Raw genomic sequence first — 18,915 nt, 5'->3', positions numbered from 1 at the left:
ACCCCCTTGTCACAAAATCGACAATACGTTACACTTCGAGACAGTGTGAAAAAAATGTATAAGGGGTTTATCCATGGAAATTGTACAGCAGTTATCTCAAGTTCAATTACTCAACCAGTTTTGGTTGTTAATGGCCTTCGTCATCCCGATGGTCATCTTGTCACGGATGGTCGTGGCCGGTTCACGGTTCTCGCCAATCCTCGTCATCGTCATCTTCGGCCTCGGTCTCGGCTTCGTCATGGTCGAGATGGGCATCGCGACGCCGGGTCTCCCAGAATTTCCGCTCGTCGACTTCCTCTCACGGACGACGATCATTGCGCTCGTCGTGTCGTTCTTCGTCGGTGGTCAAGAGCTACGTAAAATCTTAAGCAAGCAAGCGCTCGACGTGAAAGACATCGTCGTGCCGTCAAAAGAAGAGATGTTCCTCGGAACGGGACGGACGCAGTTCATCTTCATCCTCCGTTCATTCTTCCTGCTCGTCGGATTGGAAGGGTTCTTCCGTATGATGATTCAACCGGGTACGGCTGAGGGCATCATGCTTTACTATCCGATTCTCGCGTTGATCGGTCTCGCGGCATCGTTCCTGTTGATCGACCACAAGGCTCAAATCGACGACAAGCAGGTGTACATGCGTAAAGGCTTGATCGAGACGGTGATTTTGATCGCCATCTTGTTCATCTCGTTCGCGATCGCCACGCTCGTCCAACCTGTCATTGCGCTCCCGCAGATCTTCTTCGCGATGATCTTGTCGTCAGCGCTCGGTGCCATCTTCCAAAACTGGACGTACGGCCCGACGGTTCGCGCGCTCCTCTTCGCCGGGATCCCGGTCGTCTTGGCAGCGAACTTCATGGTCGGTGGTTCACGCATCGGGGACGCTTTCGCCATCGAAGGCATGAACTCGGTCCTCTTCTACGGATTCTTCGGCCAGTTGTTCTGGATGTTCGGTGGAATCGCGCTCCTCATGTGGTTCGCACGTACAGGACACATCCGTAACCTCGCACCAGGTATGGCGGGATCGCTCTCGCACAGTGGTCTCACAGGTGCATGTACAGCTGGTGACTTCGGGAAAGTCGCAGCGAAACGTGCCCCGATCATGATCAACATCCCGTTCTTCGGTCACATTTTCGTCTTCTCGATTTTGGCGATCAGTGCCGATAACGGGGCACTCTGGATCTGGCCGACGGCAATCATCGTCTTGGTCGGTCTCACACTTACGTTCCTCGCGCTCAAAAACTTGCGCGCTGCGAACGGCGAAGACTTCAAAGAAGTGAAAGCGCTCATGCAGTTCTCGTTCGGCTGGCAGATCATGGCCGTCTTCGGCGGACTTGTGCTCCTCAGCTTCAGCACGATCGCGTTCGACTATTCGGCAATGGCTCAGTCGTCAGCGATCTCGCACTTCGGTCTCTTCGCAGCGATCCAAGGCGGCATGTTTGGGACGGAAGCGTCGCTTCTCATCCCGCTCATCTTCTCGATGCCGTTCCTCGTTCACCCGCTCGTGTTCTTCATGTTCGGGAAGGCGCTCGATAACAACGGCGAGATGCCACGCGTACCGGTTTACGCGATGGCGCTCATCGGTGTTCTCGGTGTGTCTGTCGCGATCATCGGGTTATAAAAATAGCCGCTTCTACCTATGCGTAGAAGCGGATTTTTTTATGCTCATTTTTTAGGAAGTGGTCGCCATTTTGGATCTTTGACGTCGTCCTCGTCCGGAGTCCGAACGAATTTGAGCGAGCCTCGATCGCATGCGCCAACATGAATATAGTTCTGTTGTGCTTGTTGGAGTGACACTTCGTTGGCACCACCTTCGTAGTCCGGGTCACTGAACTGGACCACGTCATCTTCCCAAAAACAGATGCCGCAAATGTCATACGTGCCAGGTGGTTCTTCGTCAAGCGTCTTGTACCCGCAACAAGGGCATGTATATTTCATCTAAATCACCTCACTTCGATCAGTCTACAAGATAAGTTCATTTTATTCTACAAGTTATCAAGCACAGTTGTGTAATTGCGATGAATCTAACTTCACGTTTATTTCGTCAGATAGACAAACAACAGCCACAAAGTAAGCGGTCACAAAAAGTGTGAGTGCGCACAATTAACCTGTTCACATATTGGACACATAACATAACCGGGGGAATCATCATGACATCATCTTCATCGGGGCGTGATTGGTACCGTGCCGTCTGGCGCTGGCATCTTTACGCCGGATTGATCATCGCACCGTTCTTATTGGTGCTAGCGGTCACGGGGGCCGTTTATTTATTCAAGCCACAAATCGAGCAAGTCATCTATGCCGACTACTATCAAGTCGAGCCGAGCGGGGAACGGCTGAGCGCGACGGAGCTACTCAATCGGGTTCAAGCCGAGTATCCGGATACACCAATCACGCGGTATCGACCGGGTGAGTCGCCGGACCGCTCGAGTGAATTTCGTGTTATGACCGAAGAAGGGGCGACGACGGTGTTCGTCGATCCTTACAGCGGGAACGTCATCGGGTCACAATTAAACGCCGACCGCTTCATGAACCAAGTGGAGGTCCTCCATGGCGAACTGATGATGGGAACGCTCGGTGACCGGATCGTCGAGCTCGTCGCCTGTTGGACGATCGTCTTGATGGCGACGGGACTCTATCTATTCTGGCCGCGCAACGGGCTACAGGCGTCGGGGACGATTTATCCGCGCCTCCGGAAAGGGAAACGGGTGTTGCGGCGTGACTTGCATGTCGTCCCTGGGTTTTGGGTGACAGCTGGGCTCTTGTTCCTCGTCTTGACTGGTCTCCCGTGGTCCGGGTTTTTGGGCGCGAACTTCCAATCGATCGCGACGAACGCCGGTGTCGGCTATCCGCCGTTGATTTGGGGCGGAGAAGCACCGACCTCATCCGTGAAGACAGAAGACGTCGCGGACGTCCCGTGGGCGGCGGAGACGCTCCCGGTGCCGAACTCCGTTGTTGCCGGATACGTTCCGCTCTCGCTCGATCAAGTCAATCAAATCGCGATCACGGTCGGGATGGACCCGAGCTATACGATTAGCCTTCCGGGCACGGCAGACGGCGTCTATACGTTGTCGGCTTACCCGGACCGGGCCCAAGACGAGGCGACGATTCACCTCGATCAGTATTCGGGGGCGGTGCTCGCTGATTATCGCTACGACCATTACGGCATCGTCGGCAAGGCGGTCGCACTCGGGATCACGCTTCATACAGGGAAACAGTTCAACCAGTTGCTTGGCCTCGTCATCTGTCTCGGTGTCGTGTTCGTCGTCGTGAGCGGTGCCTACTTATGGTATTCACGGAAGCCGAACGCGAAGAGCGGGGCGCCATCCGCGCCATCGAAAGTACGGCGGAACGTGTTCCTCGTCTTGCTTGTCGGCTTTGGAATCGTTTTCCCGCTCGTCGGGTTGTCGCTTCTCATCGTCGCGTTACTCGATTGGGTCGTCATCCGACGCTCAACGACACTACAGCGTTATTTGAATGCGGGGTGAAACGAATGAAATGGAATCTATCCATCATCTTATGCCTCGTCGCCGTAACGGCGTTAGCTGGTTGCGCGGTCAATCCGGAGGCGACGACTTTGTATAAAGAAGAGGCCCCGCTCGAGGCGACGCTTGAGTTCCCGGACGAGGTCATTCCCGGAGTACCGGTCACGTTCGAGATCGCGCTCAGTGAAGACGAACCGGACTTCGTCCATCTTGAACTGCAAAAGGCGGACGGGACGCTGTCATACGGGATGCAAGAAGCGAAACGGGTCGGGGCAGGGACGTACGCATTGACGACGTCGCTAAAAGAAGACGGGCTGTATCTCGCCCGGGTCCACGCGCAAGCAAACGGATCGACCATCTTCCCAGCGAAACAGTTCATCGTCGGGGAATTGACGGAAGCCGAGTGGGCAGCCCTGTACGAAGGCGCCGCACCGGTCGAAGCCGTGACGGAACCACACCATTAAAAAAATGCCTAGAGCGTTGACCGCTCTAGGCATTTGTTAGTTTACTTCCGTCACATGGAGCACCGGTTTCGCCGTCACGTAGTTGCCTACGTTTTGGGCGAACGCGATGAGGTCCGGGTTTTGGTTGTGTTGCTCGACGGCCGCTTGGTCGGCCCAGTTCTCGATCATGACGAACCGGTTCTCAGACGTCGTCGATTGGAACAGTTCATAGCTCAAGCAACCGGCTTCTTGTTTCGACGAGTCGATGAGCTTGTTGATATCTGTCAAGAAGTTGTCGAACGCGTCTTCTTTCACGTCGAAGATGGCATTGATTAGGATCATGTGGGGTTCCTCCGATTATTTGAAGTTTGTGATTGTTTCAGCATCGAGGCGGACCGATTGGTAACCTTCTTCTGCCGCTTTCCCGACTGAGAGGATCATGACCGGCACGTAACGGTCTTTGTCTAAACCGAACGTCTCGGCGAGTTGGTCTTTCTCGAAACCGCCGATCGGGTTCGTGTCGTAACCGTGCGCACGGGCGACAAGCATGAACTGCATCGCGGCGAGGCTCGAGTCGATCTTGACGATGTCGTTCATCTCTTGCTTCGACAAGTTCTTGTAGTACGGGAGGATAGCAGCGAGCTGTTGGTCGCGTACGTCTTGCGGCATTTTACCTTCCGCGACGGCTTGGTCGTAAATCTGTTCGCCGAGCTCATAGCATTCCATGTCACCGAAGATGAGCACCATCGCGGCCGACGTGTCGTTTTGACGCACGTTGAACTTGATGAGCGGTTTGAGTGTCTCTTTCGCCTCTGGGCTCTCGACGACGACGAAGCGCCACGGTTGCATGTTGACCGATGACGGGGCCATCGTCGCTTCCTGGATCATCTCGAGCATCTCTTCTTGTGAGATCTTCACGTTCTCATCGTACACACGGATCGATTTACGACCGAGGACGACGTCTTGAAATGTATCGTTTTTAAATGTAGTTGCCATAGGGGATCTCCTCTTTCTCTCTGTTTAGACTTGGTTTAATTTTTCAAGTAAAGCGGACAGTTGCGCCATCTCATCTTCCGACAAGACGCTCATCAAATGGTTGGACGCGTCGTGCTTTTGTTCGCACGACCGTAAGTCACGCGCGGCGTCGTCGGTCAGGCGGACGAACACTTCACGATGGTTCGCGGCGTTCCGCTCACGTAAGACGTAACCCTTGTCTTCAAGGATCTTCAAGTGCCGGGTGACGGCGGCGTGGTCGATGTTCATCGCGTCTTTAATCTCACTTTGCGAGCAGACGCCTTTCTCATTGACGACCATGAGCATCTCGTAACGGGTCAGGCTGAAGCCGGTCTCGTTCTCGAACGCCGTCGCGACACGTTGGTCGGCGAGTTTGATTTGGTAAAGCAAACGGCTCACATCACGTAGCTCCATAGCGTTCCACCTTTCTCGTTTGACTAATCAATCATTGACTCGTCAAATGATAGCAAGTGAATCGCCCCATGTAAAGTGAGGCGACTCGACCTGTTCAATCGACCGTGTCCCGGTCGATCTTCGTCCCGTCAAAACGGTATTCCGTGATGAACGTTGTCTCGTCGAACCCGTAAAGCCGGTCGTGGTCGTTCAAGTCATCGATCGTCTGGAGTGAGGCGAATGATGGCTCGCCATCACGCCCGTTCTGCGTCACGTTCAAATAACGTTCCGTGAAGTCGTCATCCTCGTCCGGCGTCCCGTCGAACGAGAAGTGGATTGATCTCACATCGTCCTCGAGCAGACGGATGATGTCGAGGACGCGCTGCTTTTGCTCGTCCGTGTTGTCCCACGCCTCGTGCAACATGATCGCGACGCCTAAAAATTGTTCAGGATTCAGTTCGAAGATGGACGTCGCCGGCATCGTCTCGATCGTTTGTCCTCGTCCGGCCCTATCGGACACGGTCGCGCGTACCGTCTCTGCTTCCGTCAAGGTATTCGCGTCGACGAGCCGGGCATGAATCGTCGACTCCGCTTCGTTCGCCCAGTAGGTCGGCATTACGTCGTCATGGATCGTTCCGTCACCGTACGTCCGGGCGTGATACGTGCCTTGGAGCGGGGGACGCTCGAGTTCGAACGTCGCTTTAAAGTTCGCCATCTTCCAATCACGCGACACGTCCACCTCGACGTTCTCCCCATATGTGTCATATATGTACGTCTCATAGCGTTCCGTCGCTTCCCCACGTCCATACATCGAGCCTGCCACGAAGATGGCGGCTGCACCAAACAACAATCTTTTTTTCATATCCTTTGTCACCTCTCCTCCAATGTACCCGAAAAGTCCGAAACCGTCTCGGTCTAAAGGCGTATACAAATTATTTCCAATTCCCTGTAAACTAAAGATGCCCTCGAAGAACTATTGCATTTACGTGTACTAGTACATATAATACACTTATAACGGATAAGGGAGAGGGTGTGAGAAATTGCTATATAATATCGATATGAAAAGTTCGGAACCTTTATACGAACAGATCGTAAACCAGACGAAAGCACTCGTCATCCGCGGCATTTTACGGCCCGGGGACAAGGTCATGTCGGTGCGCGAACTTGCGACCGACCTCGTCATCAATCCGAATACGGTCAGCAAGGCGTATCAGGAGCTCGAGCGTCTCGGATTGCTCGAGATGCATCGCGGCCGCGGCACGTTCGTATCAGAAGATTGGGTCGACCAGGACGCCTCGCGCGGACCGGTGATTGAAGCCATTCAAAAACTCGCCATCGATTGCCACTACGCGAACGTCTCGTTCGATGAAGCGGTGACGTTGTTCGAGACGGAATATAAGAAAGTAGGGGAGAGCCATGCTGACAGTCCAGCAACTAACGAAGAAAATTGATCGACAGACTGTGCTCGACGGGGTCGACTTTACCGTCCATCGCGGCGAAATCGTCGCGCTCGTCGGACGGAACGGGGCCGGCAAGACGACGCTCCTCCGGACGATGGTCGGCATCATCCGGCCGGACACAGGCGACGTCTTATATGGGAAGACGAGTATATTCAACACGCCGGAATTGAAACGGGACGTCATCTTCGTGCCCGACTCGGCCGATGCGCTCAAACATTACACGGTGAACGAGGCGGCTGCCTTGTACGAGTCGATCTATCCGTCCTTCAACCGCTCGACTTTCCGTGAGACGCTCACGCGATACAACATCGACAATAAGAAGATTCGTCAGCTCTCGAAAGGGCAGAAGGCGATGGTGACGCTGTCGCTCGCGTTCGCTGTTCAGGCGAAATACTATCTTCTCGACGAACCGACCGACGGACTCGATGTCGTCGCCAAAGCGGACGTCTTGAAGCTCATGATCGCGCAAATCGAGCAGCGTGATTGCTCGATCATCGTCTCGAGTCACCAGTTGCACGAGCTCGAGCGAATCGCAGACCGTGTCATCATGATTGAAAAGGGACGGGTCAAAGCCGTCATGACGCTCGAAGAGGCGCGCGCCTTGAGCGTGAAGTGGCAAGTCGTCTTCCAAGATGAGGTGCCGGTCGCACTGCTCGAACGAAAAGATATCGAAATTTTAAGCGTGACCGGGCGTGTCGTTTTGTTCATGGCCCGTGAGCGGTCGGATGAGCTCGAGGCGTTCGTCGACAGCTACAAGCCGATGCTCGTCGAAGAGATTCCGATGTCGCTAGAAGACGTGTTCCGCGTCCAATTAGGAGGTGAGGCGAATGTTGTCTAACGTGCTACTTAAAAAAGATTGGAAACAAGTGTCGCTCTTATGGATTTTACTCATCGGGCTCGGGATTCTCGCCTATACGGTGCCAGTGTTTAATGAGATGCAGTACTACGATGAACGGATTCGCGATATTCAACAAAACCCTTCCCAGTATGATGACGGGGTGATCCCTAGTGACGTCGCCTCTCTCGAGACGGAAGACTTCTTCACGACCATACCGGGAGTCGGTTATGCGATCGGTGAGTTAGGGACGCTCTTACCGATTGAGACGGTCGTCTTCCTCTACGTCGTGTTCGGATTCTTGATGGCATCTGTCTTGATCGGCAGTGAGCGCAATAGCCAAATGTCCGACTTTTCGATGTCGCTCCCATTCAGCCGCAACCAGCTGTACATATCGAAATGGTTGATTGGCACGAGTGGCATCGTCCTGTCGTCGCTGATCGGCGGGGCAATTATGCTCGTCGTGATTCACACGTCACGCTACGCGTTCTTGATCGAGGGACAGACGTTGAAAGTGGCCGCCGTCATCGGTTTGGTCATCTTGATTGGCATCTCGGTCTTCACGTTGTCGCTTTGGATGGGCTCGTTCGGAGGCGAGGCGATTTCTCAAGTGCTCTGGTCGATCGTTGCCTTCTTGTTCCCGATTGGAATTTTGTCGTTGGTGAATGGGTCGATTCAAGCGATTACAGGATATGTCTCGTACGACTGGTACTCGGCAGCAATGGAAAGCCTTCCGATGCGAATCTTGTCACCGCTTGTGAACATCGCGAACGTCGACACGTATAACTTGTTTACTGACAATTCGGTGTGGCGTGACTTTGCGACGGTCGGGATATTCAGCTCACTCCTCTTCATCGGGTTGACGTTCGGTCTCGGTCTTCTCATGTTCAACCGGGCCCCGCAGGAGAACAACGGCCGCTTCTTCATGTTCACGGGCTGGCTTTGGCTCGTCCATGTCATCATGGTCATTTGTTTCGCCATGCTCGGGGGCATCATTTTATCGGCATTCTCGTACCCGACGAGTGTCACGCTGTACATCATCGGTTTCTTGATCGGCGGCTTCCTCGCCCACTTGCTCGCGAAACGCCTGCTCTACCGCTTCAACTTGCAACTCAAATCTTAAGGAGGATTCCCATGAAACGGTTCAGTCTATTGCTCGTTCTGCTCCTCGTCTTGTCGGGTTGTGCGGATTCGTCGACAGGTCGCCCGAATCCGTTCCAGTATAAAGGTGCCACTGTCGGCGACAATAGCGCCGTTGTCGGGATTGCTCATAGTTTACCGATGCATGACTGTTATAAATCGGTCGAGTTGCAGACGAAGAAGCGGCCGTACGGTCTCACCGTGCGCTATGACGATCCGGAGATGGACCGGATCGAGCAGGAGCGGCTCGCCATCCGCAACGCCGCGACATATTTCACACTCGTGAAGAACGCGGAGATCGTCCGCTTCGCCTTCCCGAACCGGACGTACGCTTTCTCTCGTCCGGAGATGGAGGCATGGTTCGGAATCGACTTCTCGGCCATCAAATGGGAGAAAGATTTGCAGGAACGGCTTGACGAGAAAATCGGCAACGCACAACAGACCGAGGATTACTTCAAACGCATTTGAAAGTGATTGGATTTTATGATCCAATCGCTTTTTTTCGATATTTTCTGAAAATTATTGGGTAAAGGGTAGATGAAAGCGTTTTCTTGGCATTATAATGGATGTAACTGAATCACTATTCATTCTCAAGGAGGAAAAGCGATGAACAAACCGTGGTTGCAAGATTATCCAGCCGACATGCCGAAGACGATTGACTATGAGGTGAAGCCGCTCTATGAGGCGCTCAGTCGAGCCGCGAAAGACTTCCCGGACCGGACGGCCGTCTCGTTCATCGGAAAAGAGCTCACGTTCGCCCAAATCGATGATGCCGCCCATCGTCTCGCGACGATGCTCCAGTCAAAAGGGCTGCAAAAAGGGGACCGGGTCAGCCTGATGCTCCCGAACTGTCCGCAATACGTCATCTCATTCTACGCCGTCTTGTATGCCGGAGGGACGGTCGTCCAGACGAACCCGCTCTATACCGAGCATGAACTCGAGAACTTGATCACCGACTCGGGCGCGAAAATTGTCATCACGCTCGACCTCCTCTATCCGAAATCGCTCCGCGTGAAAGAGAAGACCGATATTCAAACGATCATCACGACGAGCATCGCCGATTATCTTCCATTCCCGAAAAACAAACTGTACCCGATCAAAGTGAAACGTGAGAACAATATCGTCATCGATACGACGGGATCGGTCTTGTTCAAAGACTTTAAAAACTTCGGTCCGGTGAAGCCGATCGAGGTCGACCCGAAAGAAGACGTCGCCGTCTTGCAATATACGGGCGGAACGACCGGTCTGCCGAAAGGCGTCATGTTGACACACTTCAACTTGACGGCGAACGTCGATCAGATTTCGAACTTCTTCTATAGATACAACCGTGGCGATGAGAAACGCGTCTTGAGCGTCGTGCCGTTCTTCCACGTCTATGGGATGACATGTTGCCTCAACTTCGGGATGGCGAACGGTTATGAGCTCGTCCTCGTGCCCCGCTTTGACGTGACCGACGTCGTGAAGACGATTCACAAGAAAAAACCACACTTCTTCCCGGGGGCACCGACGATGTATGTCGGCATCCTCAACGACCCGAAACTGAAGAAATACGACTTGTCGTCGATCGAGGCGTGTATCTCCGGTTCGGCGCCGCTGCCGGTCGAGGTGCAAGAAAAGTTCGAGAGCATCACGGGCGGACGCATTGTCGAAGGGTACGGGTTGTCAGAGACGTCACCGGTGACGCATGCGAACTTCTTATGGGACAAGCGCATCGTCGGCTCGATTGGCGTGCCGCTTTCGGACACTTCTGCTAAAATTGTAAAAGCGGACGGCGAGACGCCGGCCGATATCGGTGAGATCGGGGAAGTGATGCTCCACGGTCCGCAAGTGATGAAAGGGTACTGGCAAAAGCCGGAAGAGACGGCGGCCGTCTTGAAAGATGGTTGGCTCGCGACCGGCGATCTCGGCTACATGGGCGAGGACGGCTTCTTCTATATCGTCGACCGGAAGAAGGACATGATCATCGCCGGCGGCTTCAACGTCTACCCGCGGGAAATCGAAGAAGTGCTTTACGAACATCCGGCCGTGAAAGAGGCGGTCTGTATCGGCGTGCCTGATCCGTATCGCGGCGAGACGGTCAAAGCGTTCATCGTCACACGTGACGGAGTGAACGTGACCGAAGAAGAGCTCGACAAGCATTGTCGGGAGAAACTTGCGGCGTATAAAGTGCCGAAGCTGTACGAGTTCCGCGATGAGTTGCCGAAGACGTTCGTCGGTAAGATTTTGCGTCGCGTCCTCGTCGATGAAGAGAAGGCGAAACAAGTGAAACAAAGCAGTTGACACTGCCTTCACACATGATAGAATAATAAATGAATGAACCATCATTCATTTTTCTGCAGCGGTAAGGAGCTTGGGGTTTATGACAAAGAATGGATCAAAGAGTGACCGCATTATCGATGCGGCAGTGAAAGTGATTGCGGACCATGGCTATCACGGTGCAAAGGTGACAGCCATCGCCAAAGAGGCGGGCGTCGCGGACGGAACAATCTATCTGTATTTCAAAAACAAGGAACACCTCTTGATCGAGTTGTTCCAGACGAAGATGGGGCTGTTCATCGACTACTCGAAGCAACAGATCGAGCAGGAGACGACGGCAGGGGACAAGCTGTACCGCTTGATCGAGTCACATCTGAAACAACTGTCGGCCGATTACGACCTCGCCGTCGTGACACAAATCGAGTTGCGACAGTCGAACTTGGCGCTTCGCCAAAAAATTAGCGAAGTATTGAAACCATATTTGAATTTGATCGATGCGGTCGTCAAGCATGGGATTGAGACAGGGGAGTTCGACAACGAGCTCGACTACCGGCTCGCCCGGCAAATGATTTTCGGCACAATCGATGAAGTGGTCACGAGTTGGATGGCGAGCGGCTTCAAGTATGACTTGATGTCGACGCTTCCAAAAGTACACCATATGTTAAAAAAAGGGCTTGCTTAACCGTAAGCCCTCTCATTGGCCCAAAAAATGAATGCTGATTCATGAATGATGGTGCGAACAACTTAAAGGGGGAACTACGATGAATATTTTTGTATTGCTGAAACGGACGTTCGATACGGAGGAAGCGATTCAGCTTGAGAACGGGGAAATCCAAGAAGACGGCGCCGAGTTCATCATCAACCCGTATGACGAATACGCGGTCGAGGAAGCGATCCGCAAACGTGACGATCTCGGGGGAGAAGTCACGGTCGTGACGGTCGGACCGGAAGACGCGGACAAAGAGTTGCGCACGGCGCTCGCGATGGGAGCGGACAAAGCGGTCCGCATCTCGATCGAGGACGACGTCGAGGACGCGGACCATGTGACGATCTCGAAAGTGCTCGCGACGTATTTGAAAGAGCAAGCACCGGATCTCATCTTCGCCGGGAACGTCGCCATCGACGGCGGTAGCGGCCAAGTCGCTCCGCGCGTCGCCGAACTGCTCGACATGAACTACGTGACGACGATCACCGAGCTCGAGATCGATGGGACGACGGCGACGGTCACTCGTGACGTCGAAGGGGACACGGAAGTGATCGAAGTGGCGCTCCCGCTCCTCGTGACGGCGCAACAAGGATTGAACGAACCGCGCTATCCGAGCCTTCCGGGAATCATGAAGGCGAAGAAGAAGCCGCTTGAAGAACTTGAACTGTCTGATATCGACCTCGACGAAGATGAGATCGAAGCGAAAATCGAGACGATCGAACGGTTCTTGCCGGAAGAGAAGAAAGCCGGGCGCATCCTTGAAGGGGATACGGCGTCACAAGTGAGTGAGCTCGTTCAATTACTTCGCACGGAAGCCAAAGTCATTTAAGGGGGATATCACATATGAAAGCTTTAGTACTCGCAGAAGCGCGCGAAGGCGCGTTACGGAACGTATCATTTGAAGCGATCGCCGCAGCGAAGCAATTGACGGACGATGTGACGGCGGTCGTCATCGGGGAAAACGTCAAAGCGCTCGCGAATGAACTCGGAGAATACGGGGCCGGGCGCGTCCTCGTCGTCGAAGACGAACGCCTCAAGCACTACACGCCGGACGGCTACGGACAAGTGCTCCGCCAACTGATCGACCAAGAAGGACCGGACATGATCGTCCTCGGTCATACGGCGCTCGGAAAAGACATCGCGCCGAAACTCGCGGCCCGTCTTGACGCCGGTCTCATCAGTGACGTCGTTTCGATCGAAGGATCTGGCAAAGACGCCGAGTTCGTCCGTCCGATCTATTCGGGGAAAGCGTTTGAGAAAGTGAAATTCAAAGACTCGGTCATGTTCTTCACGATCCGTCCGAACAACATCGACAGCTTGCCGCGCCAAGCGGGAGCGAGCGTCTCGGTCGAGACGCCGAGCGTGGAACTCAAAGACCTCGCGATGATCGTCAAAGAAGTCGTCCGCAAAGCGACCGGGAAAGTCGACCTCGCCGAGGCGAAAGTCATCGTCGCCGGCGGCCGTGGCGTCAAGAGCGAGGAAGGATTCAAGCCGCTCGAAGAACTCGCGGAACTGCTCGGCGGCGCGGTCGGCGCTTCACGTGGAGCATGTGACGCCGACTATTGCGACTACGCCCTCCAAATCGGTCAGACCGGGAAAGTCGTCACGCCTGACCTGTATATCGCTTGCGGTATTTCCGGGGCAATCCAACACTTGGCCGGGATGAGCAACGCCAAAGTCATCGTCGCGATCAACAAGGACCCTGAGGCGAACATCTTCACGGTGGCCGATTACGGCATCGTCGGTGACTTGTTCGACGTCGTCCCGTTGTTGACAGAAGAGTTCCGGAAGCACCTCGTCAATAGCTGATGGGCAAAACGTTTGGGGAAACTTACCCTCCGTGGTATACTCTGAACATGAATTGCAAGAGAGTTCGTAACTGAACTTTCTCATCTTACTGGGGAGGTATTACCAAATGGCTATTAAACATGCAACGACTCAATCGTTTGAACAAGATGTAAAAGAGGGCGTCGTCCTCGTCGATTTCTGGGCAGCTTGGTGTGGACCGTGCCGCATGATCGCACCGGTTCTTGAAGAGCTCGACCAAGAGATGGGCGACCAAGTCCAAATCATTAAACTCGACGTTGACGAGAACCCAGAAGTAGCGGGCGCTTTCCAAATCCAAAGCATCCCGACACTTATGATGTTCAAAGACGGTCAACCTGTCTCGAAGACAATGGGCTTCCAACCAAAAGAAGCGTTGAAAGAGTTCATCGCGACAGCACAATAATGTCCAAAACAGCCGATCGGGTCTCCGATCGGTTGTTTTTTTGTATGGCGCCCGAAAACAAACTATGAGATTTTTTTTACATTTTCCGACGCGTTCCTTCATATTTAAAAGTTTAAGAATAGTTTGAATTTGTGAAGAAACAGGGAAGTTTTAATCATGGCTAAGAACGGAAAAATTGCGCTATACTCATGTAGAGACGTGATGTAGTCAGATGACCCTACTTTTACATAGGGCACGCTACATCGCTTGTACGACTCTGTTCGAAGGAGGAATTTTCTTGTCGGTGTTACATCTCGCTATTTTATTGCCGCTCCTGGCGGCACCGTTTATCCCGTTTCTGTTTCGGGCAGTGAAGCGAATACATACGGGTTGGTTTGTTTTGGTCGTCCCTACGCTTCTCTTCGTGTATTTCTTCCGTTACATCGGCATCACGAGTGACGGGGGTGTCGTGACGGAGACGGTCCGTTGGATGCCGTCGCTCGGCATCAACTTCACGGCATACGTCGATGGACTCGGGCTCTTGTTCGCACTCCTGATCACGGGGATCGGTGCGCTCGTTGTCTTGTATTCAATTTATTACTTGAATAAAGACAAAGAATCGCTCGGTCACTTTTATGTGTACTTGCTTCTCTTCATGGGCGCGATGCTCGGGGTCGTCTTGTCCGACAACATGGTCGTCATGTACATGTTCTGGGAATTGACGTCGATTTCGTCGTTCCTGTTGATCGGTTACTGGTACGAGAAAGAGCGTTCCCGTTACGGGGCGCAAAAGTCGATGCTCATCACCGTCTTCGGCGGTTTGTCGATGCTCGGGGGGATCGTCCTCCTCGAGTCGATGGTCGGTTCGTTCAGCATTCGAGAGATGGTCGCGAACCAAGCGGTCATTGTCGATAGCCCGTTCTTCATCCCGGCGATGATTCTCATCTTGCTCGGGGCGTTCACGAAGTCGGCGCAGTTCCCGTTCCACATCTGGTTACCGGATGCGATGGAGGCACCGACCCCGGTCAGTGCATACCTCCACTCGGCGACGATGGTCAAGGCGGGGCTCTATTTGGTCGCGCGGATGAGTCCGGTGTTCCAAGAGTCGTCGCTCTGGTTATGGATCATCGTCTCGTTCGGGACGTTCACGCTCTTCTGGGGGTCGTTCAATGCGGTCAAACAGACCGATTTGAAAGGGATCCTCGCGTATTCGACCGTCAGTCAGCTCGGTCTCATCATGTCGCTCCTCGGCCTCGGGGCCGCGGCGCTTCATTATGACGGCGTCGATGACAACATCTTCATGGTCGCGACGATTGCCGCGATCTTCCATTTGATCAACCACGCGACGTTCAAAGGCTCGCTCTTCATGATGGTCGGAATCGTCGACCACGAGACCGGGACGCGTGATATTCGTAAGCTCGGCGGCTTGATGACCGTCATGCCGATCACGTTCACGATCGCCGTCATCGGTTCATTATCGATGGCAGGGTTACCGCCGTTCAACGGCTTCCTCAGTAAAGAGATGTTCTTGAAGGCGACGACGAAAGTGTTCTCGGCTGACTTCTTTGCGCTCGACACGATCGGCCTGCTCATCCCGGTCGTCGCGTTCATTGCGAGCGTGTTCACGTTCGTCTATAGCTTGATCATCTTCACGCGGACGTTCATGGGCAAAGCCCAGTTTGACAAGTTGCCGAAACAGCCGCACGAGGCGCCAATCGGGATGCTCATCCCGCCAGCGATCCTCGCCGTGCTCGTCGTCGTGCTCGGTTTCATCCCGAACGTGTTGTCGAACACGCTCATCCGTCCGGCTGTCGAATCGATTTACCCGTCGCTCGTCGAAGGCGGACAGGCGGTCGAAGTCGATTTGTATTTCTGGCACGGGATCACGGCTGAGTTGCTCATGACGATTGGGATTGTCGCGCTCGGGACGGTGCTCTTCTTCACGCTCAACAAATGGATGGGCATCTACAACCGGGTGCCGTACCGCTTGACGCTCAACGGGATGTACGACGGTTCGCTCGTCTGGTCGAACAAAGCGGCGTACCGCTTCAAAGACAACTACATGACGGGCTTCATCCGCTCGTATTTGATTTACATCTTCGTCTTCATGTCGGGGATGCTCTTGTTCTCGATGTGGTGGTATGAGATGTTCAGCTTCTCGTTCGGCGAGATGGCTGAGGTCACACCATACGAGTACGTGCTCGGTGCTGTCGTCGTCTTGAGCGCGTTCGCGATTCTGTTCATGCGTTCGCGTCTGCCGGCAATCATCTTGCTCGGTGTCGTCGGTTACGGCATCGCGCTCTTCTTCGTCTTCTTCGAAGCGCCGGACCTCGCGCTCACTCAGCTCGTCATCGAGACGGTGTCGGTCGCGTTGTTCCTGCTCGTCTTCTATCACATGCCGGAGATTGGCAAGAAAGAAGCCCGGATGCGCTTTAAGGTCGGGAACGCCATCGTGGCCGTCCTCGTCGGGATCACTGTCATGATGCTCAGCTTCATGACGCTATCGAACAAATCGATCAGCTCGATCTCGGAATATTATAAAGAAAACGTCTATGACTTGGCTGCCGGGAAGAACATGGTCAACGTCGTCCTCGTCGACTTCCGTGGCTTCGATACATTGTTCGAGATTATCGTCCTCGCGGTCGCCGGTCTCGGTATTTACACGATGATCAAGTTCAGAACGACAGCACAACGTACGAAAGGAGAAGATGAACATGGACATGAAGCCAAAAAGTAATAAGCGCGTCAACGACGTCATTTTACAGACGGCCGCGGTGATCATCTTCTTCATCATCATCGTCTTCTCGATCCACTTGTTCTTCTCGGGACACTACTCACCAGGCGGTGGATTCATCGGGGGCTTGATGACGGCAGCGGCACTCGTGCTCTTGCTCCTTGCCTTCGACTCGAAGACGCTCGCGACCGTCTTGCCGTTTGATTACCGCCGCATGACGGCGCTCGGGGCGCTGATCGCTGTATTGACGGCGATGCATTCGATTTTCTTCGACTTGCCGTTCTTCACGCACGCCTATGACAAGTTTTACTTGCCGCTCCTTGGCGAAGAGACGCTCCATACGGCGATCGCGTTCGATCTCGGCGTCTACCTCGTCGTCATTGGTGTCACGATGACGATCATTCAAACGATTGGAGAGAGCGAATAATGGAAATCTTCGTTAGCATCATTATCGGTGCCTTGACGATGTGTGCAGTCTATATGATTCTCTCAAAGAGTTTGTTACGCATCATCATCGGCACGTCACTGTTTAGTCACGCCGCCCACTTGCTCGTTTTGACGATGTCAGGATTGAAGACAGGCGCCGCACCTGTCCTCGTCGACGGTGTGACCGATTATACTGACCCGTTACCGCAGGCGCTCGTCTTGACGGCGATCGTCATCAGTTTCGGGGTGACCGCGTTCTTCTTGGTACTCGCGTATCGCACTTACCAAGAGCTGAACACGGATAATATGGAGGAAATGAAAGGAACGGAATCGAATGATTAACTTACCTGTGTTTCCGATTGTCATCCCGGCGCTTGCGGCGATCATCATGATGTTCCTGCCAAAGAACGTGCGCCTGCAGCGCGGCCTGGCTCTTGGATCGATTTTTGTCACGTTACTCGTGTCGCTCTTGTTGGTGCACACGGTCTCTAACGAGGGGATTTTGACCCTCAACCTCGGGAACTGGCCGGCGCCGTTCTCGATCACGCTCGTCTCAGACATGTTATCCGCGCTCCTCGTCACGACGTCGACGCTGCTCACGTTCTTCATCGTCTGGTTCGCCGTCCATTACTTCTCGACGGCGTATGAAGAGAACTACTTGTATGTCGCGATGATGTTCTTGCTCGTCGGTGTCAACGGGGCGTTCACGACAGGCGATATTTTCAACTTGTTCGTCTTCTTCGAAGTGTTCTTGATCTCGTCTTACGTCTTGATCGTCCTCGGCGGGAAAGGCGTCCAGTTGCGCGAGTCGATCAAGTACTTGCTCGTCAACGTCCTCGCTTCGGCGTTGTTCGTCATGGCGGTCGCATATCTTTACGGGGCTGTCGGGACGCTCAGTTTGGCGGACCTCGCCCAGAAGATTCCGCTCGTCGATAACCCGAACGTCATCTCCGTCATCGGCGTTCTGTTCATCATCGTGTTCGGGTTGAAAGGGGCACTCGTGCCGCTTCACTATTGGTTGCCTGGTTCGTACGTCGTCGCACCGACACCGATTCTCGCGTTGTTCGGGGCGCTCTTGACGAAAGTCGGCGTCTACTCGATTCTCCGGACGTACACGCTCTTGTTCGATGTGAACGGGACGTTCTTACAGACGTTCTTGATCGTGCTCGCCGTCTTGACGATCATCACCGGGATGGTCGGCGCGATCGCTTACAACGATGTCAAGCTGATCATCATCTACAACATCATGATCGCCGTCGGGGTCATCCTGTACGGGATCGCGGTCAACACGCAGACGTCGCTTGAAGGGGCACTCTACTACTTGATCCACGACATGATGATCAAAGCCGTCCTGTTCATGCTCGTCGGTATGATGATCGGCATCACGAGGTCCGGGCAGCTCCGCGAGATGGGCGGACTCATCACACGCTTCCCGCTCTTCGGTTGGACGTTCTTCATCGCGGCGCTCTCGCTCGCCGGGATTCCGCCGCTCAGTGGTTTCTTCGGGAAACTATTGATCGTCCAAGGCGGGGTCGGGGAAGGGGACTTGTTCGGTCCGATCCTCGTCCTCATCTCGAGCCTGTTCGTCTTGTTCTCCGTCATCAAGATTTTCTTGAACGGTTTTTGGGGAGAGGAGCGTCGGCAGTATGACGGTCCGCTCATCCCGTTCACGAACCGGTTGCTCGTCCCGGTGTGTCTGTTGCTCGCCGTGGCGGTCGCGTACGGATTCGGTGCCGAGTTGATGCACCCATATATTACCCAGGCAATCGAACCGCTCACGCAACCAGAACTCTACATCGATGCCGTGTTAAAGGAGTGACTAC

21 protein-coding genes are annotated in these 18,915 nt (G+C 53.9%); 16 read left to right on the top strand and 5 right to left on the bottom strand.

What is annotated here, in order from left to right:
* Positions 1-73 precede the first annotated feature (73 nt).
* Positions 74-1,612 carry a hypothetical protein gene (locus tag P398_RS0113300; RefSeq protein WP_024369794.1) on the top strand — a complete coding sequence of 513 codons (1,539 nt, stop codon included), beginning with the start codon at positions 74-76 and terminating at the stop codon, positions 1,610-1,612.
* Positions 1,613-1,656: 44 nt separating this feature from the next.
* On the opposite strand, the gene P398_RS0113295 is transcribed toward P398_RS0113300, so the two are convergent.
* Positions 1,657-1,929 carry a CPCC family cysteine-rich protein gene (locus P398_RS0113295; protein WP_029335678.1) on the bottom strand — a complete coding sequence of 91 codons (273 nt, stop codon included), beginning with the start codon at positions 1,927-1,929 and terminating at the stop codon, positions 1,657-1,659.
* A gap of 212 nt (positions 1,930-2,141) precedes the next feature.
* Here P398_RS0113295 and P398_RS0113290 point away from each other — a divergent pair, with 212 nt between their 5' ends.
* Together P398_RS0113290 and P398_RS0113285 are read left to right on the top strand one after the other, a co-directional pair.
* Positions 2,142-3,479: a PepSY-associated TM helix domain-containing protein gene (locus P398_RS0113290; RefSeq protein ID WP_051638916.1), complete on the top strand. Its 1,338-nt coding sequence runs from the start codon at positions 2,142-2,144 to the stop codon at positions 3,477-3,479.
* 5 nt (positions 3,480-3,484) lie between these two features.
* Entirely contained in the window at positions 3,485-3,940 is a 456-nt protein-coding gene (locus P398_RS0113285) for a hypothetical protein (protein WP_029335676.1), read from the top strand.
* A gap of 36 nt (positions 3,941-3,976) precedes the next feature.
* Here P398_RS0113285 and P398_RS0113280 read toward each other — a convergent pair whose 3' ends face one another.
* The 4 genes from P398_RS0113280 to P398_RS0113265 all read right to left on the bottom strand — a co-directional run bounded on the left by P398_RS0113280 (position 3,977) and on the right by P398_RS0113265 (position 6,188).
* The gene (locus P398_RS0113280) at positions 3,977-4,261 is read right to left on the bottom strand and encodes a putative quinol monooxygenase (RefSeq protein WP_024369798.1); all 285 of its coding nucleotides are present in this window, start codon (positions 4,259-4,261) and stop codon (positions 3,977-3,979) included.
* A gap of 15 nt (positions 4,262-4,276) precedes the next feature.
* Positions 4,277-4,915 (bottom strand): nitroreductase family protein, encoded by a 639-nt coding sequence (locus P398_RS0113275; protein WP_024369799.1) that lies wholly within the window; start codon positions 4,913-4,915, stop codon positions 4,277-4,279.
* A gap of 24 nt (positions 4,916-4,939) precedes the next feature.
* Positions 4,940-5,347, bottom strand: coding sequence for a MarR family winged helix-turn-helix transcriptional regulator (locus P398_RS0113270; protein ID WP_024369800.1), 408 nt, complete (start codon positions 5,345-5,347; stop codon positions 4,940-4,942).
* Positions 5,348-5,441: 94 nt separating this feature from the next.
* On the bottom strand, positions 5,442-6,188 hold the full coding sequence (locus P398_RS0113265; protein WP_029335674.1) for a hypothetical protein: 747 nt from the start codon (positions 6,186-6,188) through the stop codon (positions 5,442-5,444).
* Positions 6,189-6,384: 196 nt separating this feature from the next.
* Between P398_RS0113265 and P398_RS0113260 the strand changes: the two genes are divergently transcribed.
* The 13 genes from P398_RS0113260 to P398_RS0113200 all read left to right on the top strand — a co-directional run bounded on the left by P398_RS0113260 (position 6,385) and on the right by P398_RS0113200 (position 18,911).
* A complete protein-coding gene (locus P398_RS0113260; protein ID WP_231557608.1) occupies positions 6,385-6,777 on the top strand; it encodes a GntR family transcriptional regulator in 393 nt (130 codons plus the stop codon).
* Entirely contained in the window at positions 6,743-7,624 is an 882-nt protein-coding gene (locus P398_RS0113255; RefSeq protein ID WP_029335672.1) for an ABC transporter ATP-binding protein, read from the top strand. The genes P398_RS0113260 and P398_RS0113255 overlap by 35 nt, the downstream gene beginning before the upstream one ends.
* Entirely contained in the window at positions 7,614-8,744 is a 1,131-nt protein-coding gene (locus P398_RS0113250; RefSeq protein ID WP_024369804.1) for an ABC transporter permease subunit, read from the top strand. The genes P398_RS0113255 and P398_RS0113250 overlap by 11 nt, the downstream gene beginning before the upstream one ends.
* A gap of 11 nt (positions 8,745-8,755) precedes the next feature.
* Positions 8,756-9,229: a DUF4825 domain-containing protein gene (locus P398_RS0113245; protein ID WP_024369805.1), complete on the top strand. Its 474-nt coding sequence runs from the start codon at positions 8,756-8,758 to the stop codon at positions 9,227-9,229.
* A 138-nt stretch (positions 9,230-9,367) separates the two neighbouring features.
* Positions 9,368-11,041, top strand: coding sequence for an AMP-binding protein (locus tag P398_RS0113240; RefSeq protein WP_029335671.1), 1,674 nt, complete (start codon positions 9,368-9,370; stop codon positions 11,039-11,041).
* Positions 11,042-11,120: 79 nt separating this feature from the next.
* Positions 11,121-11,699 (top strand): TetR/AcrR family transcriptional regulator, encoded by a 579-nt coding sequence (locus tag P398_RS0113235; protein WP_024369807.1) that lies wholly within the window; start codon positions 11,121-11,123, stop codon positions 11,697-11,699.
* Between the two features lie 79 nt (positions 11,700-11,778).
* Positions 11,779-12,552, top strand: coding sequence for an electron transfer flavoprotein subunit beta/FixA family protein (locus P398_RS0113230; protein ID WP_029335670.1), 774 nt, complete (start codon positions 11,779-11,781; stop codon positions 12,550-12,552).
* Positions 12,553-12,566: 14 nt separating this feature from the next.
* Positions 12,567-13,532, top strand: coding sequence for an electron transfer flavoprotein subunit alpha/FixB family protein (locus P398_RS0113225; protein WP_029335669.1), 966 nt, complete (start codon positions 12,567-12,569; stop codon positions 13,530-13,532).
* Positions 13,533-13,638: 106 nt separating this feature from the next.
* Complete coding sequence (gene trxA, locus P398_RS0113220) at positions 13,639-13,953, top strand: thioredoxin (RefSeq protein WP_024369810.1); 315 nt, start codon at positions 13,639-13,641, stop codon at positions 13,951-13,953.
* Between the two features lie 277 nt (positions 13,954-14,230).
* The gene (locus P398_RS0113215; RefSeq protein WP_029335667.1) at positions 14,231-16,669 is read left to right on the top strand and encodes a Na+/H+ antiporter subunit A; all 2,439 of its coding nucleotides are present in this window, start codon (positions 14,231-14,233) and stop codon (positions 16,667-16,669) included.
* The gene (locus P398_RS0113210; protein ID WP_024369812.1) at positions 16,653-17,093 is read left to right on the top strand and encodes a Na(+)/H(+) antiporter subunit B; all 441 of its coding nucleotides are present in this window, start codon (positions 16,653-16,655) and stop codon (positions 17,091-17,093) included. Before P398_RS0113215 ends, P398_RS0113210 begins: the two co-directional genes overlap by 17 nt.
* Entirely contained in the window at positions 17,093-17,434 is a 342-nt protein-coding gene (locus tag P398_RS0113205; protein WP_024369813.1) for a Na(+)/H(+) antiporter subunit C, read from the top strand. Before P398_RS0113210 ends, P398_RS0113205 begins: the two co-directional genes overlap by 1 nt.
* The gene (locus P398_RS0113200) at positions 17,427-18,911 is read left to right on the top strand and encodes a Na+/H+ antiporter subunit D (RefSeq protein WP_029335665.1); all 1,485 of its coding nucleotides are present in this window, start codon (positions 17,427-17,429) and stop codon (positions 18,909-18,911) included. The genes P398_RS0113205 and P398_RS0113200 overlap by 8 nt, the downstream gene beginning before the upstream one ends.
* Positions 18,912-18,915 lie beyond the last annotated feature (4 nt).

It is taken from the genome of Exiguobacterium aurantiacum DSM 6208 (assembly GCF_000702585.1).
GTDB lineage: Bacteria > Bacillota > Bacilli > Exiguobacteriales > Exiguobacteriaceae > Exiguobacterium > Exiguobacterium aurantiacum.
Note: the sequence above shows the minus strand (reverse complement) of the source record. Positions and strands in the feature narration are given on the sequence as shown.

Excerpts from the sequence above, each read along its gene's own strand:
- P398_RS0113300 (WP_024369794.1), top strand. The coding sequence starts at position 74 with ATGGAAATTGTACAGCAGTTATCTCAAGTTCAATTACTCAACCAGTTT.
- P398_RS0113295 (WP_029335678.1), bottom strand. The coding sequence starts at position 1,929 with ATGAAATATACATGCCCTTGTTGCGGGTACAAGACGCTTGACGAAGAA.
- P398_RS0113290 (WP_051638916.1), top strand. The coding sequence starts at position 2,142 with ATGACATCATCTTCATCGGGGCGTGATTGGTACCGTGCCGTCTGGCGC.
- P398_RS0113285 (WP_029335676.1), top strand. The coding sequence starts at position 3,485 with ATGAAATGGAATCTATCCATCATCTTATGCCTCGTCGCCGTAACGGCG.
- P398_RS0113280 (WP_024369798.1), bottom strand. The coding sequence starts at position 4,261 with ATGATCCTAATCAATGCCATCTTCGACGTGAAAGAAGACGCGTTCGAC.
- P398_RS0113275 (WP_024369799.1), bottom strand. The coding sequence starts at position 4,915 with ATGGCAACTACATTTAAAAACGATACATTTCAAGACGTCGTCCTCGGT.
- P398_RS0113270 (WP_024369800.1), bottom strand. The coding sequence starts at position 5,347 with ATGGAGCTACGTGATGTGAGCCGTTTGCTTTACCAAATCAAACTCGCC.
- P398_RS0113265 (WP_029335674.1), bottom strand. The coding sequence starts at position 6,188 with ATGAAAAAAAGATTGTTGTTTGGTGCAGCCGCCATCTTCGTGGCAGGC.
- P398_RS0113260 (WP_231557608.1), top strand. The coding sequence starts at position 6,385 with ATGAAAAGTTCGGAACCTTTATACGAACAGATCGTAAACCAGACGAAA.
- P398_RS0113255 (WP_029335672.1), top strand. The coding sequence starts at position 6,743 with ATGCTGACAGTCCAGCAACTAACGAAGAAAATTGATCGACAGACTGTG.
- P398_RS0113250 (WP_024369804.1), top strand. The coding sequence starts at position 7,614 with ATGTTGTCTAACGTGCTACTTAAAAAAGATTGGAAACAAGTGTCGCTC.
- P398_RS0113245 (WP_024369805.1), top strand. The coding sequence starts at position 8,756 with ATGAAACGGTTCAGTCTATTGCTCGTTCTGCTCCTCGTCTTGTCGGGT.
- P398_RS0113240 (WP_029335671.1), top strand. The coding sequence starts at position 9,368 with ATGAACAAACCGTGGTTGCAAGATTATCCAGCCGACATGCCGAAGACG.
- P398_RS0113235 (WP_024369807.1), top strand. The coding sequence starts at position 11,121 with ATGACAAAGAATGGATCAAAGAGTGACCGCATTATCGATGCGGCAGTG.
- P398_RS0113230 (WP_029335670.1), top strand. The coding sequence starts at position 11,779 with ATGAATATTTTTGTATTGCTGAAACGGACGTTCGATACGGAGGAAGCG.
- P398_RS0113225 (WP_029335669.1), top strand. The coding sequence starts at position 12,567 with ATGAAAGCTTTAGTACTCGCAGAAGCGCGCGAAGGCGCGTTACGGAAC.
- trxA (WP_024369810.1), top strand. The coding sequence starts at position 13,639 with ATGGCTATTAAACATGCAACGACTCAATCGTTTGAACAAGATGTAAAA.
- P398_RS0113210 (WP_024369812.1), top strand. The coding sequence starts at position 16,653 with ATGAAGCCAAAAAGTAATAAGCGCGTCAACGACGTCATTTTACAGACG.
- P398_RS0113205 (WP_024369813.1), top strand. The coding sequence starts at position 17,093 with ATGGAAATCTTCGTTAGCATCATTATCGGTGCCTTGACGATGTGTGCA.
- P398_RS0113200 (WP_029335665.1), top strand. The coding sequence starts at position 17,427 with ATGATTAACTTACCTGTGTTTCCGATTGTCATCCCGGCGCTTGCGGCG.